The sequence below is a fragment of the Pseudomonas sp. GW821-FHT11D10 genome, assembly GCF_058808435.1.
In genome coordinates this window covers 1,051,429-1,065,604 of the sequence record NZ_JBXARR010000001.1, presented here as the reverse complement: position 1 = coordinate 1,065,604, position 14,176 = coordinate 1,051,429, and the positions used below count along the sequence as shown (strand labels likewise).

At 62.7% G+C, this 14,176-nt stretch carries 16 protein-coding genes; 6 read left to right on the top strand and 10 right to left on the bottom strand.

Going from position 1 to position 14,176, the window contains the following annotated elements:
• Positions 1-49 precede the first annotated feature (49 nt).
• Complete coding sequence (locus AC1RT4_RS05010) at positions 50-1,180, top strand: helix-turn-helix transcriptional regulator (protein ID WP_007951349.1); 1,131 nt, start codon at positions 50-52, stop codon at positions 1,178-1,180.
• Between the two features lie 129 nt (positions 1,181-1,309).
• Complete coding sequence (locus AC1RT4_RS05005) at positions 1,310-1,477, top strand: hypothetical protein (RefSeq protein WP_207982783.1); 168 nt, start codon at positions 1,310-1,312, stop codon at positions 1,475-1,477.
• 79 nt (positions 1,478-1,556) lie between these two features.
• On the opposite strand, the gene dmpG is transcribed toward AC1RT4_RS05005, so the two are convergent.
• Genes dmpG through AC1RT4_RS04985 form a run of 4 tightly spaced genes read right to left on the bottom strand, consistent with a single transcriptional unit; the run spans position 1,557 to position 5,162 of the window.
• Positions 1,557-2,591: a 4-hydroxy-2-oxovalerate aldolase gene (dmpG, locus tag AC1RT4_RS05000; RefSeq protein WP_096821416.1), complete on the bottom strand. Its 1,035-nt coding sequence runs from the start codon at positions 2,589-2,591 to the stop codon at positions 1,557-1,559.
• A gap of 13 nt (positions 2,592-2,604) precedes the next feature.
• The gene (locus AC1RT4_RS04995; protein ID WP_493083970.1) at positions 2,605-3,513 is read right to left on the bottom strand and encodes an acetaldehyde dehydrogenase (acetylating); all 909 of its coding nucleotides are present in this window, start codon (positions 3,511-3,513) and stop codon (positions 2,605-2,607) included.
• A gap of 18 nt (positions 3,514-3,531) precedes the next feature.
• Entirely contained in the window at positions 3,532-4,323 is a 792-nt protein-coding gene (locus tag AC1RT4_RS04990) for a fumarylacetoacetate hydrolase family protein (protein ID WP_493083968.1), read from the bottom strand.
• Positions 4,320-5,162: an alpha/beta fold hydrolase gene (locus tag AC1RT4_RS04985; protein ID WP_493083966.1), complete on the bottom strand. Its 843-nt coding sequence runs from the start codon at positions 5,160-5,162 to the stop codon at positions 4,320-4,322. The genes AC1RT4_RS04990 and AC1RT4_RS04985 overlap by 4 nt, the downstream gene beginning before the upstream one ends.
• A 162-nt stretch (positions 5,163-5,324) precedes the next feature.
• On the opposite strand from AC1RT4_RS04985, the gene AC1RT4_RS04980 reads away from it, so the two are divergent.
• On the top strand, positions 5,325-6,098 hold the full coding sequence (locus AC1RT4_RS04980; RefSeq protein ID WP_493083964.1) for an SDR family oxidoreductase: 774 nt from the start codon (positions 5,325-5,327) through the stop codon (positions 6,096-6,098).
• Between the two features lie 24 nt (positions 6,099-6,122).
• Complete coding sequence (locus AC1RT4_RS04975; protein ID WP_493083962.1) at positions 6,123-6,578, top strand: SRPBCC family protein; 456 nt, start codon at positions 6,123-6,125, stop codon at positions 6,576-6,578.
• Positions 6,579-6,620: 42 nt separating this feature from the next.
• Here the strand turns inward: AC1RT4_RS04975 and AC1RT4_RS04970 are convergent, their stop codons facing one another.
• The 6 genes from AC1RT4_RS04970 to AC1RT4_RS04945 are packed head-to-tail and all read right to left on the bottom strand — an operon-like array spanning position 6,621 to position 11,853.
• A complete protein-coding gene (locus AC1RT4_RS04970) occupies positions 6,621-7,004 on the bottom strand; it encodes a steroid Delta-isomerase (RefSeq protein ID WP_493083960.1) in 384 nt (127 codons plus the stop codon).
• Entirely contained in the window at positions 7,005-8,207 is a 1,203-nt protein-coding gene (locus AC1RT4_RS04965) for an acetyl-CoA C-acyltransferase (protein WP_192558033.1), read from the bottom strand.
• Positions 8,204-8,692 (bottom strand): MaoC family dehydratase, encoded by a 489-nt coding sequence (locus tag AC1RT4_RS04960; protein ID WP_007951338.1) that lies wholly within the window; start codon positions 8,690-8,692, stop codon positions 8,204-8,206. Before AC1RT4_RS04960 ends, AC1RT4_RS04965 begins: the two co-directional genes overlap by 4 nt.
• Before the next feature lies 1 nt (position 8,693).
• Positions 8,694-9,476 (bottom strand): SDR family oxidoreductase, encoded by a 783-nt coding sequence (locus AC1RT4_RS04955; RefSeq protein WP_493083958.1) that lies wholly within the window; start codon positions 9,474-9,476, stop codon positions 8,694-8,696.
• Positions 9,477-9,490: 14 nt separating this feature from the next.
• Positions 9,491-10,684: an acyl-CoA dehydrogenase family protein gene (locus AC1RT4_RS04950; protein WP_493083956.1), complete on the bottom strand. Its 1,194-nt coding sequence runs from the start codon at positions 10,682-10,684 to the stop codon at positions 9,491-9,493.
• Positions 10,681-11,853 (bottom strand): acyl-CoA dehydrogenase family protein, encoded by a 1,173-nt coding sequence (locus AC1RT4_RS04945; RefSeq protein WP_493083954.1) that lies wholly within the window; start codon positions 11,851-11,853, stop codon positions 10,681-10,683. The genes AC1RT4_RS04950 and AC1RT4_RS04945 overlap by 4 nt, the downstream gene beginning before the upstream one ends.
• Before the next feature lie 207 nt (positions 11,854-12,060).
• Here AC1RT4_RS04945 and AC1RT4_RS04940 point away from each other — a divergent pair, with 207 nt between their 5' ends.
• The gene (locus AC1RT4_RS04940) at positions 12,061-13,599 is read left to right on the top strand and encodes a cryptochrome/photolyase family protein (protein WP_493083952.1); all 1,539 of its coding nucleotides are present in this window, start codon (positions 12,061-12,063) and stop codon (positions 13,597-13,599) included.
• A gap of 94 nt (positions 13,600-13,693) precedes the next feature.
• Entirely contained in the window at positions 13,694-14,149 is a 456-nt protein-coding gene (tspO, locus tag AC1RT4_RS04935) for a tryptophan-rich sensory protein TspO (protein ID WP_493084463.1), read from the top strand.
• The last annotated feature ends 27 nt before the right edge of the window (positions 14,150-14,176 follow it).

Below are 14,176 nucleotides of genomic sequence, written 5' to 3'. Positions count from 1 at the left end.
CGCTTATTCTCGGGCACCGCAAACCACTAATAATAAGAACGGGTTCCCCATGCAGCAGAGCCTCAGCCTCGACACGTTCAGCGATCTCATCGGCAACCTGTATCAGGGGCCGCTGGAAACCATTCCCTGGGCCACCTTTCTCAACCAGCTCAACGTTTACCTGAAAAGCAAATATGTGACCTTCATCCTGCGGCCGCCCAGCACCCATGTGGACGGACTGATGGTCAACACCACCGGCACCTCGACCGAGGCGGTCGCCTCGTACAACACGCACTTTTTCACCCTCGACCCCTTCGTCGGCCTGCCCAACCGTCAGGTGGTGACCCTCGCCGAATTCGTCTCCAGTGATGACTGGCAGAAATCCGAGTTCTACAAGAACTTCCTCGAAGCGGTGGACGTGTTCCATATCCTCGGTGCCGACATCAACACCTGCGACGGCGCCCAGTGCCGGATCCGCATCAGCCGTGGCCGCGATGACAAACCGTTTGGCGATGAAGAGAAAACCCTGCTGGCGCATTTCATTCCGCACCTCGAACGCTCGATCAAGGTTCACATGCAGCTCAACCGGATCGAGGTCGAACGCAACCTCTACGCCGGTGCGGTAAATCAGATGGCAGTCGGCACGATCATCCTCGACGAGGCCGGCAAAGTGCTGCAGACCAACCAGGTGGCCGACCGGCTGATCCAGGAAAAGGACGGCATCAAACTGGTCAACGACGGCCTGCAGGTCGGCACCGACCGTGACACCCAGGAATTTCGCCGCTTGGTGAAGCAGTCGCTGCTCTCGCAGAAAAGCAGCAACCCGTCGATGGTCGAAGCGCTGCGCGTGCAGCGGCCGTCCGGGCGCGCCGACCTGGGCATCATCGTGCGCTCGGTGCCGCTGTCGGAGTGGAGCGAAGGCAAACAGTGCCCGACGGTGGTGATCTTCATCAGCGACCCGGAGCAACAGTCCACCGCGCCTCAGGAGATCGTCCGCGCGCTGTTTGACTTCACCCCCGCCGAAACCCAGCTCGCCATGCTGCTGGCCAACGGGCTGACCCTCGATGAAGCCTCGGAAGAACTGGGCATCAGCCGCAACACCGCGCGTGCCCACCTGCGTTCGACCTTCTCCAAGACCGGCGTAACCCGCCAGACCATGCTCGTGCGCCTGATCCTGCGCAGCGTGGCGACACTGGGCTGACACGCCTCCAGCGCCATCGCCTGCCCGGGCGATGGCTTTTGCAAACAACTAGTCCATTCAGACGACGCCGAATATCTCCCGTCGCCCTACCTTGCCTCTACAACAATAAAAATCCGTATGAGGCCCGCGATGCGTCATTCCACCTGCGCCCTGCTCCTGATCGTCTGCGTCGGCAGTTCCGTCAGCCTGTGTCAATTGTTCAGAAACGAAGCCTATCGACCGAGCACCGCGCTACTCGGCTGTTCGAGCACGGCGGTCAACTGCTACCCGCCGCTGGTGCGCAATCTGTTGCCATAAACCTGCGCCCCTAGACCTGTACATATAGAAAAGCACCGGCCTGCTAGCAGCGCCGGTGCTTTTTGTTGCCAGCCGAAGATCAGGTCGGCAGGAAGCCCCGCGCCCGGGACAGGGTCAGCGCCAGGTCTTCGATCATGTCTTCCTGACCGCCAACCGTGCCGCGCCGCCCCAGCTCCACCAACAGCTCGCGGGCGGCCACCAGGTACTTTTTCTCGGCACGTTTGGCAAACAGCAGGAACGAGCTGTAGACCCCGGCGTACCCCAGCGTCAGGGCATCGCGGTCGAGGCGGATCGGCTGGTCCATCATCGGCACGATCAGGTCTTCGGCGACGTCCATGATCCCGTACAGATTGACGCCGCTTTCAACGCCCATCCGCTCCAGCACCGCCACGAACACTTCCAGCGGCGTGTTGCCCGCACCGGCGCCCAGCCCCGCCGCCGAACCGTCGATACGCGCGGCGCCCGCCTCGATCGCGGCCAGGGAGTTCGCAATCGACATGCCCAGGTTGTGGTGACCGTGAAAGCCCACTTCGGTGGCGGCGTTCAGGCCGGCGCGCAGTACGCCGATTTTCTCGCTGACCTCGTCCGGAAGCATGTAGCCCGCCGAGTCGGTGCAGTAGATGCAGTTGGCGCCGTAACTCTCCATCAGCCGCGCCTGTTCCAGCAGTTTTTCCGCGCTGACCATGTGGGCCATCATCAGGAAACCTACCGTGTCGAGGCCCATTTTCGCCGACATGCCGATGTGCTGACCGGAAACGTCGGCCTCGGTGCAGTGGGTGGCGACGCGGATGGTCGACACCCCGTGTTCATGGGCCATGCGCAGGTGATCGAGGGTGCCGATACCGGGCAACAGCAGCGCCGAGACTTTCGCCTGGCGCAGCCGTGGAATCACCGCCGAGAAGTATTCCTCGTCGCTGTGGGCCGGCATGCCGTAGTTCAGCGACGCACCGCCGAGGCCGTCGCCATGGGTGATTTCGATCAGCGGCACGCCGGCCGCATCGAGGCCGGTGGCCACGGCGATCATCTGGTCCAGGCTGATCTGATGCTGTTTGGCGTGCATGCCGTCGCGCAGGCTCATGTCGTGCAGACGAACGCGTTTACCTTGCAGATTCATGGTCATTCTCCACTTAACGGGCGGGCAGTTGCAGGGCGCCCTTGTGGGCTTCTTCGGCGAACATTTCAGCGGTGCGCAGGCCGGCGGCGGTCATGATGTCGAGGTTGCCGGCGGACTTGGGCAGGAAATCCCCGAGGCCTTCCACCTCGATGAAGATCGAAACCTTGCGGCCATCGAACACCGGGCCGTTGATCAGCTTGTAGCCGGGCACATAGCGCTGCACTTCCTCGACCATCTGCAACACCGAGGCGCGAATCCGATGCTGATCCGGCTCGTCGTCCGTCAGGCAATGGATGGTGTCGCGCATCATCAGCGGCGGTTCGGCCGGGTTGATGACGATAATCGCCTTGCCGCGCCGGGCGCCGCCGATCTTCTCGACCGCGCCGGCCGTGGTCCGGGTGAACTCGTCGATGTTCTGCCGAGTGCCCGGCCCGACGGAGCCGGACGAAACCGTGGCGACAATCTCGCCGTAACTGACCGATTGCACCCGCGACACCGCCGCCACCATCGGGATGGTTGCCTGGCCACCGCAGGTGACCATGTTGACGTTCATCGCCAGCGACGCCGCGTGTTCCTTGAGGTTCACCGGCGGCACGCAGAACGGGCCGATGGCCGCCGGCGTCAGGTCGATCATGATCACCCCGAGCTCGTTGAGCTTGCGGCTGTTCTGTTCGTGGACGTAGGCCGAGGTCGCATCGAAGGCGATGCGAATGTCATCGTCGAGCACATGGGGCAGCAATCCGTCGACGCCGCCGGCGGTGGTTTTCACTCCCAGTTCGCGGGCGCGTTTGAGGCCCTCGGACTCGGGGTCGACGCCGACCATCCACACCGGTTCGATCCATTCTGATCGGTGCATTTTCATCAGCAGGTCAGTGCCAATGTTTCCCGGGCCGATAATGGCCGCTCTGAGTTTCTTGTTCATCCGGTTAAACCCCACGGGTCAGGCGCAGAAAGACACCCGGGCAGAGCCCAGGCCATCAATGGTCAGAGAAAAACGGTCGCCCGCACGGGCAGGCTCAAGCGGAACCAGAGAGCCCGAGAGAATCAGCTCCCCAGCCTTGAACGGAATGCCGAAGGCGCCCAGGGTGTTGGCCAGCCAGGCGACGGCCGTCAACGGGTTGCCCTGCACCGCCGAGCCCAGCCCTTCGCTCAGTGGTTCGTCGTTCTTGAATACCCGCATGTGCAGGTTCGGCAGGTCCAGCGCTCGCGGATCGGCTTGCACATCGCCGAGCACAAACACGCCGCAGGAGGCGTTATCGGCGACGGTGTCCTGGATGCGGATGCGCCAGTCGTGGATCCGCGAGTCAACGATCTCGAAGCACGGCGTCACGTATTCGGTCGCCGCCAGCACATCGGCTTCGGTCACGCCGGGGCCGATCAGGTCGTGCTTGAGCCTGAAGGCGATTTCGCCCTCGGCACGGGGCTGGATCAGCCGGTTCGCCGACAGGGAAATGTTTGCGTCATTGGCGAACGACATCTGTTGGGTGATGAAGCCGAAATCCGGCTGATGCACGTTGAGCATTCGCTGGACCGCCGCCGAGGTCACGCCGATCTTCTTACCGACGATCCGGTCACCCGCCGCCACACGGCGCTCGATGCAATAAAGCGAAACATGGTAGGCGTCTTCGATGCTGATCGACGGCCAGCGCTCGGTCAGCGGGGCCACGGTGTTGCCCGCAAGCAGCGCCTGATACAACTCTTCGCCGAACTGGCGACGCAATTGCGCGCTCATCGCTGGCCTTCCTGAAAGAAGAACAGGCATTCGCGATTGAACAGCTCGCGGTATTCGACCATCACCCAATGCCCGCACTCGCTGAGCAGCACAAAACGAATGTTCTGGCAGTGCTGCATCATCGTTTGCGCACCCGAGACCGGGCAGAACTTGTCGTCCATGCCCCAGAAGCCGAGGATCGGGCACTGCAATTCCTTCAGGCGTTCGGTCATGTTCGGCACTTGCATGGTCGACAGCACGCAGACCGGCTGCTCGCGCACCACGGCGACCCGTTCATTGACCGTTTCGGCGCTGATCAACGACTCGTCGAACAATTGCAGGCTCAGCAAGCGGCGCATGCCGTCCGCGTCGTGCAGTTCACCTCGGGCAAACGCCGCGCCCATTTTCTGGATGCCTTCCATCTGCAAGTAATACTGTTCCTTTTCCATCAACCCGCCCGGCGCCATCAGCACCAGTCGGCTGACCCGCTGCGGCTGGTCCAGGGCCAGTTTGATCGCGATGGCGCCGCCCAGCGAGTTGCCCACCAGAATGCAGCGCTGGATATCCAGGGCATCGAGCAGACCGCTCAGCGCATTGACGAAAAAGTCCAGGGTGTAGAGGGTGTCCGGTTTGCCGGACGCGCCATAACCCGGCAGGTCGGGCACGATCACCCGGTAACCGGCGGTGACGAACAGCGGGTAGTTCTGTTTGAAATTGCTGTGGCCGCTGGCCCCGGGCCCGCTGCCGTGGATGAACACCACTGTCTCGCCGCTGCCGGCGCCCTGCCCGCCGATGTCCAGATAATGCAGCCGCAACCCCTGCGGCAACGTAACGAAGTGCCCTTGCGCCATTGCGCTCATAAGGTGTGCTCCCGGCTATTGTTGTGCCCGGATTATTTGCGCAGGCAGGCCCTGCAACATCGTCCGACAGGACTAGCCGCTCTAGTCTTTTCGGACGTTGGCCGTACGCGCCTTCACACCTAGCATCGAGGGCATTCATCTGTGACTGAACGAGGCTTTTCCATGCTGGATGCGCTGGATTTTCGCGGCAAAGTGGTGCTGGTCACCGGGGGCGGCAAAGGGGCTGGCCGGGGCATCAGTCAGCGTTTCCTCGATGGCGGCGCCGAGGTGGTGATCTGCGGTCGCGAGGCCCCGTCGTCACTGCCGACCAGCGCAGGACGCGAGGCGGTGTTCCTGCCGTGCGATCTGCGTGATGTCGAGCAGTCCGCGCGGCTGATCGACACCATCGTCGAGCGTTTCGGCCGGCTCGACGTGCTGGTCAACAATGCCGGCGGCTCGCCCAATGCCGACGCGGCCAACGCCTCGCCGCGTTTCAGCGAAGCGATCATTCGCCTGAATCTGCTGGCGCCGCTGAATCTATGTCAGCAAGCCAATCGGGTGATGCAGGCGCAGGACGGCGGCGGTGCGATCATCAATATCTGCAGCGTCAGTGCGGTTCGTCCGTCACCGGGCACGGCGGCTTATGGCGCGGCCAAGGCTGGATTGTTGAATCTGACCCGCTCGCTTGCCGTGGAATGGGCGCCGAAAGTGCGGGTCAACGCGGTCACGGCCGGACTGATCCTTACCGAACAGGCCGCCCTGCATTACGGCGATCAAGCGGGCCTTGCCCGTGTGGCAGCTACCATTCCGCTGCAACGCCTGGCCGCGCCGGAAGACATCGGCGACACCTGCCTGTACCTCGCCTCGCCCCTGGCGCGTTATGTCAGCGGTGCGGACATCACCGTGCACGGCGGTGGCGAACGCCCGGCGTTTCTCGACGCCGCCCAGCCCCACTAAATCTTAAAAACAAGGAAATCCAGCATGCCGGCGATTGCCCGTCACAGCGTCCTGCTCGAACTGACCCCGCCCGCCGCCTGGGCCAAGCTGCGGGACCTGCGCCTTGCGCCCCACTATGTGCCGGGACTCACCGGCTGCCAGCTGCATCCCGGGCCGATCGAAGGGCTCGGCGCCAGTCGCCGGGTGTTTCGCAAGGGTGGTCAATGGCTGGATGAAAGCGTGGTGCAATGGCAGGACGGGGTCGGTTTTGTCCTGGTGCTGCACAAGGCGAGCGCCGGTGCGCCTTTCCCGTTTCGCGAAGCCAGTTTCAGTTATGCCTTGCAGCGCGAAGGCGAATTCAGCCGTATGACCACCCAGATGCACTACAGCCTGCGCGGTGGCAGGCTGATGGAAAAACTGCTGGGCAAGGCGTTCAACAAGGTCGTGCGGCAGATCGCCGAGAATTTGAAGGTCTATTACGAGAACGGCATTGCGAAATGAATCGGGTTGCAGGCTGCGATATTGCGCAGCCTGCAACCGCCATCAGGACTGCGGCCCGATGTTGGCTTCGCTCCAATAGGCTTTCATCGAGCGGATCTTGCCGTCGTCATCGAATTCCATCACGTCGATCACATGCAGCGAGCAGGGCTGCCCTGCCCACTGCATGTCGACCCGAAACGGCATCGCCCCACACCCGTTCAACGTCGCGCGAACCGGGCCGGTCAGCGTGGCCGACACCTTGCTCGCGCCCAGGCCCTGACGGTAGAAACGCTCGATGTCAGCGAGGCCGTGAATCGGCGACTGACCGACCGGGTCTTCGACCGTCGCATCCTCGCTGTAGAGCGCAAGAATCCCGTCGATGTCGCCAGCATCCACCAACTCCACGTAGCGGGCCATGGTGGTTTGAATCTGCTGTGCGCTGATCATTCAGACCACCTCGAACAGGGCCGCAGCGCCCATGCCGCCGCCGATGCACATGCTCACCACGACGTAACGCAAGCCACGGCGCTGACCTTCGATCAAGGCGTGGCCAACCATCCGCGCACCGGACATGCCGAACGGATGCCCCAGCGCAATCGCCCCGCCGTTGACGTTCAATCGCTCCTGAGGAATGCCCAGTGTATCGCGGCAGTACAGCACCTGACAGGCAAACGCCTCGTTCAGCTCCCAGAGGCCGATGTGGTCCATGGTCAGGCCCTGACGCTTGAGCAACTTCGGAATGGCGTAGATCGGGCCGATGCCCATTTCATCGGAGTTGCAGCCTGCGACGGCCATGCCGCGATAGATTCCCAGGGGTTCCAGCCCGCGTTTCTCGGCCAGTTTGGCGCTCATCAACACCGAGGCCGACGCGCCGTCGGACAACTGCGAGGCATTGCCGGCGGTGATGAAACGGCCCTTTTCGGTCCATTCGCCGCCGGCCCAGACCGGCTCCAGTGCGGCGAGATTTTCGCGGGTGGTGTCGACGCGGTTGCACTCGTCGCGTTGCAGGCTGAGGGTTTCGAAGCGGGTTTCGCCGGTGGCCTTGTCGAAGATCGCCTTACGGCTGGTCATCGGCGCCAGTTCCCGGTCGAACAGCCCGGCACTCTGGGCCAGCGCGGTGCGTACCTGGCTCTGGTAGCTGTATTCGTCCTGTTCCTCGCGACTGATGCCATAGCGGGCGGCGACGATCTCGGCGGTTTCGATCATCGGAATGTAAGCATGCGGATCGCGTTCGAGCACTGCGCCGGACTGATTGCGATAGAGATTCTTGTGCTTGTTCTGCACCAGCGAAATCGATTCCAGGCCACCGGCTACCGCGATGTCGATTTCGTCGCACATGATGCTTTTCGCGGCCATGGCGATGCTCATCAAACCCGACGAGCATTGGCGTTCGACCGCCATGCCGGAAACGGAAAACGGTAAGCCGGCGGCAATCGCGCACTGGCGACCGAGGTTGTAGGACTGCGTACCCTGTTGCGCCGCCGCGCCGATGATCACGTCGTCCACTTCGCCGGGCTCGATGCCGGCCCGGCGCACGGCTTCGCGCACCACATGGCCGCCGAGCAGCGGCGCTTCGGTGTCGTTGAACGCGCCGCGAAAGGCTTTGCCGATCGGGGTACGGGCGGTCGAAACAATGACGGCTTCTTTCATGCGGGACTCCTCGAAGGTGCTGCTGAATCTTGCGGGTAGTAGCGGCTGATGGTGTCCACCACGCAGCCGGGGCGTTCTTCGCCGTCAATCTCGACGCTGACGCGGATCGTTGCCTGAACACCGCCCTTGACCTCGTCGACGGCCATCAACTGCGCACGACCGCGCACACGGGAACCCACCGGCACCACCGTGGGAAAGCGCACGCGCTCGCAGCCATAGTTGACGCCCATGGCGATACCGCGAACTTCGACGATCTGCGGCAGAAACAGGTTGACCAGCGAAAGGCTCAGGTAGCCGTGGGCAATGCAGCCGCCAAACGGGCCGCTGGCGGCCTTGAGCGGATCGACGTGAATCCACTGATGATCGCCGGTGGCGTCCGCGAACTGATTGATCCGGTCTTGCGCCAGCAACAGCCAGTCGCTGACGCCCAGCTCTTCTCCCACCGCGTCGCGCAGGGCGAAAGGCGTGTCGAAAATACGCGGCATGTCACGCCCTCTGGCTGGAAACCGACAACACTTCGCCGGTCATGTAGGAGCTGTAGTCGCTGGCCAGGAACATCATCACGTTGGCCACTTCCCAGACCTCGGCAGCGCGGCCGAAGGCTTCGTTGGCCGCCAGTTGATCGAGCACGGCCTGCGGCGCGGATTTGCGCAGGAAATCGTGCAAGGCAATGCTCGGGCTCACCGCGTTGATGCGGATTCCGTAGTCGGCGGCCTCGACCGCTGCGCAACGGGTCAACGCCATCACCCCGGCCTTGGCGGCGGCGTAGTGCGCCTGCTCTTTCTGCGCCCGCCAGCCGAGCACCGACGCGTTATTGACGATGACTCCGGCGCGGCGCTCCATCATCTTCGGCAGCATGGCGCGGGTCATGCGCATGGTGCCGGTCAGCGTCACATCGAGGACCCGGTTCCATTGCTCATCGGTCATTTCCACCAGCAACGCCGAACCACCGAGACCGGCGTTATTGATCAGCACATCGACGCCTACCAGGTCACGCTCGGCGCAGGCGATCAACTGCTGCACCTGGGCTTCGTCGGCGACGTTGCAGACTTGCCCGAAGACCTGTTGCAGACCGGTGGCTTCGCGAATTTTCAGCACCGCTTCGGCCAGCCGGCCTTCATGGATATCGCTGATCATCAAGGCGCGACAGCCTTCCTCGGCAGCCCGCAGCGCGGCGGAAAAACCGATACCGGCCCCGGCTGCGGCGGTGATCAGCACCGACTTGCCACGCAACAGGCCGTGACCGGCAACATAGTGAGGAACAGACATGGAAAACTCCTTGATCACACAGGAAGGCGTGGCTCTTTGGGCATGCCCAAGGCACGCTCGGCGATGATGTTGCGCTGGATCTCGTTGCTGCCGCCGTAGAGGGTGTCGGCGCGGCTGAACAGGTAGAGCGATTGCAGGCGCGTGAGCTGATAAGGCGCGGCCTCGAGCAGTTCAGCGTCGGCGCCGAGCACGTCCATCGCCAGCTTGCCGAGGCTGGCGTGCCAGGTGGACCAGAACAGTTTGTAGATGGTCGCTTCCTTGCGCAGCGAACCGTCCTGCGCACCCGACAGCATGCGCAGCGAGTTGTAGCGCATGATCCGCAGGCCGCTCCAGGCCTGGGCCAGACGCTGACGCAGGATCGGATCGCGTGCGGCGCCGTTGGCCCGGGCGATGCCGATGATCTCGTTCAGCTCATTGTGAAATTGCATTTGCTGGCCGAGGGTCGACACCCCGCGCTCGAAACCGAGCAGCGCCATGGCGATCTTCCAGCCTTCGCCCGGCAGGCCGACGATATTTGCGGCGTCGGTGCGGGCGTCGTCGAAGAACACTTCATTGAATTCCGAAGTGCCGGTCAGTTGCTCGATCGGCCGCACCGTGATTTCAGCCTGCGCCATCGGCACCAACAGGAATGACAGACCGCGATGGCCGACACTGCCGGGCTCGGTGCGGGCCAGCACAAAACACCAGTCCGACTCATGGGCCAGCGAAGTCCAGACTTTCTGCCCGTTGATGATCCAGCTGCCACTGTCCTGATCCAGCGTGGCCCGGGTCTTGACGTTGGCCAGGTCCGACCCTGCGCCCGGTTCCGAGTAACCCTGACACCAGAACGCCGTGCCATTGACGATGCCCGGCAAAAAACGCTGCTGCTGTTCGGCGCTGCCGAACGCGGCGATGGTCGGGCCGGCCAGGCCTTCGCCGATATGGCCCATGCGGCCGGGGCCGCCGGCGCGGGCGTATTCTTCGTGGAAAATCACTTGCTGAGTGATCGACAGACCACGGCCACCGTGCTCCGGGGCCCAGCCCACACAGGTCCAGCCGCCTTCGGCGAGTTTGCGTTCCCAGGCTTTGCGCTCCTCGGGGAACATGTGTTCGTCGCCCGGCCCGCCGCGAAAACGCAGGGCTTCGAACTCACCGCTGAGGTTGACGCGCAACCAGTCGGCCACTTCCTGGCGGAAACGTTCATCGTGTTCGCTGAAACTGATTTTCATGGCTGCTCCCCCAGAATCGCCTCGGCGATACGCTCCAGATGCCAGGCCGGCAGCCCGAGAAAACTCTCGCTGGCGCGGGCGCGTTTGAAATAGAGATGCACGTCGTATTCCCAGGTGAACCCGACCCCGCCGTGCAACTGGATCGCCTCCGACGCGCAGTGGAAGAAGGTTTCCGAGCAATGGGCCTTGGCCAGCGCCGCGGCTGTCGGTAACTCGCCGGCCACCTGCGAATCACCGTCGGGATTGAGCACTTCCTGGGCAACGCACGCCGCGTAATAACTGGCCGAACGCGCGCATTCCACTTGCAGCATCATGTCGGCGGCGCGGTGTTTGAGGGCCTGGAAACTGGCAATCGGACGCCCGAATTGCTGGCGTTCCTGCATGTAGGCCACGCTCAGATCCAGCACCTGTTGTGCGCCACCGGTCTGTTCGCAGGCCAGGGCGATGCAGGCCAGTTGCAGCACGCGCTCAAGGTGCGGCCAGCCCGCGCCGAATTCGCCGAGCAGGCATTGCGCGTCAACGTAAAGACCGTTGAGCCGAACGCGTGCCTGACGACGGGTCTGATCCATCGTCGGCAACATCTGACGCTCGATGCCAGGCTGATCGGCTTCTACGGCGAACAGGCTGATGCCGGACTCGCCCACCGATCCGGGCAGTCGCGCAGCAATGATCAGCAGGTCAGCGCCATGCCCGTCGAGTACATGATTGAGGGTGCCGTCGAGCACAAAACCGTCGCCCTCCTGCACAACCGTGGCCTGCACGTCTTCGGCGGCCCGGCCGTTGGCGCTGCTGAACGCCAACGCTGCGGTCACACTGCCGTCAGCAATCAACGGCAGCCAGCGTTGTTTCTGCTGATCGTCAGCGGCCAGCAACAGCGCCGGCGTGGCCATGCAGGCCGTGGCGAAGAAGGGAGAACACAGCAAGCGCCGGCCCATCTGTTCCAGCAGGATGCCCAGTTCGACAAACCCGAGTCCCAGACCGCCATAGGCTTCGGGAATGTGAATCGCCGGCCAGTACATTTCGCGGCACAGACGCTGCCACAACGCCTCGTCGAAACCCCGCTCACTGACCATCGCCGCGCGCACGGCGGCGGAATCCGAGACATTGGCCAGAAAACCTTCGGCCGATTCGCGGATCATTTCCTGTTCGTCGCTGAATGCAAACTCCATCGCGGCGCCTTCTACTCGTCTGGCGGAGCACCCGTGAAGTGGTGCCCCTTCGAGTCGCCAGTCTGGTCCGGGCGGTGCGCGGCAGAATCGTCAGGCTTGCCTAGTCCGAATGGAGGTTGTCGGAGGGGAATGTGAGAAGGCCGTAACCCTGTACACGCCCTGCCTGGTGTATAAGAAAATGAACCGGCCAACCCAGAGCTTGATTGAATGAACGTTACCCGCCGCTTGTGCCTGGTACTGGGCGACCAGTTGTCCTTCGACCTGGCTTCCTTGCAGGCACTCGATGCCGAGCGCGACACGGTGTTGCTGGTTGAGGTCATGGAAGAAGCCAGCCACGTGCCCCACCATCCACAGAAGATTGCCCTGATCTTCAGCGCCATGCGCCACTTCGCCCAAGCGCTGCAAGACCAGGGTGTGCGTGTTGAATACGTCAGGCTGGATGATCCGGATAACAGCGGTTCGGTGCCGGGTGAATTACATCGCTGGCAAGCGCTGTTGCAGGCCGAGGAAGTGCACGTCACCGAGTGTGGCGACTGGCGGCTGGAGCAATCGATGAAGGAATGCGGCTTGCCGATTCACTGGCACGCCGATACGCGTTTTCTCTGCAGTCGCGAAGAGTTCGCTGCATGGGCCGAGGGCAAGAAACAGCTGCGCATGGAGTTTTTCTACCGGGAGATGCGCCGCAAGAGCCGGTTGTTGCTCAATGGCGACGGCTCGCCGGTGGGTGGCGCATGGAACTTCGATGCGGAGAATCGCAAGGCCCTGCCCAAAAACGTGAAAGCGCCCTACCCGGCGCGCTTCAGTAACGACGCCATCACCAACGAAGTACTGGCACTGGTCAAAGCGCGTTTCAGCCAGCACTACGGCGCGCTCGATGACTTCAACTATCCCGTCACCCATGCCGATGCACAGGCTCTTTGGGCGTACTTTCTCGATTACGGTCTGGCCGGGTTTGGTGACTATCAGGACGCCATGGCCAGTGATGAGCCGTTCCTGTTTCATGCGCGCATCAGCGCGGCGCTCAACATCGGCCTGCTGGATCTGCGGCAGCTGTGCAGCGACGTGGAGTCGGCGTACTGGGCCGGCAGCGTTGCGCTCAATGCCGCCGAAGGCTTCATTCGGCAGCTGATTGGCTGGCGTGAATATGTGCGGGGCGTGTACTGGCTGAAAATGCCTGATTACGCGCTGGGCAACGCGTTCGGCAACAGCCAGGCATTGCCCGAGTTCTACTGGACCGGCGATACGCAGATGAACTGCATGCGCCACGCCATCGGGCAAAGCCTGCAACACGCCTACGCGCATCACATTCAGCGGCTGATGGTCACCGGCAATTTCGCCCTGCTCGCCGGCATCGCGCCGAGCCAGATCTGCGAGTGGTATCTGGCGATCTACATGGACGCCTTCGACTGGGTCGAGCTGCCCAACACGCTGGGCATGGTCATGCACGCCGATGGCGGTTATCTCGGCTCCAAACCCTATTGCGCCAGCGGCCAGTACATCAATCGCATGTCCGATTACTGCCGCGGCTGCGCGTACAAGGTCAGCGAAAGCACGGCAGACAATGCCTGCCCGTTCAACTCGCTGTACTGGCATTTCCTGATGCGCCACGGCGAGCTGCTGCGCGGCAATCAGCGCATGGCCATGATGTACAAGAACCTCGACCGCATACCGCAGGCCAAGCAAGAAGCACTGTGGCAACGCGGCCAGATGCTTTTGGCCCGCCTGGATAACGGGGAGTCGTTCTGAAATCAGCGTTCGTCTTGGGTGCCATGCTCCGCCAGTGAAACTTACCGACGACGCCATCGGTCAACGGATCAGCAGCCACAAGGAGCAACACATGGTGACTTTCCTGATTTTCCTGATCGCCTGCGGTGCAGCCGCAACCACCGGCATGGTTTTCAAGCCCGGCCAATGGTACGCAGAGCTCAACAAACCGAAATTCACCCCACCCAACTGGGTGTTCCCGGTGGCGTGGACGACGATCTATCTGCTGCTGGCCTGGGTTGGCTACCGCTTGACGATGATTCCCGGCAGCGAAATGGTCCTGGCGTTGTGGGCGGCGCAGATTGCCCTGAACACGCTGTGGACGCCGGTGTTTTTCGGTGCGCAGCGGATTGTTGCCGCGATGGTCATTCTCGTGCTGCTGTGGCTGGTCGTCGCGACGATGGTGGTCCTGGCCTTGCGCCTGGATGTGATCACCGGGTTGATCCTGTTTCCTTATCTGGCCTGGCTGTGTGTCGCCGCGGCGCTGAATTTTTCGATCATGCGCAATAACCGATCGGGTTTTGGCTCATGAACACGCATTCGGGTTGTCGAGCGAATA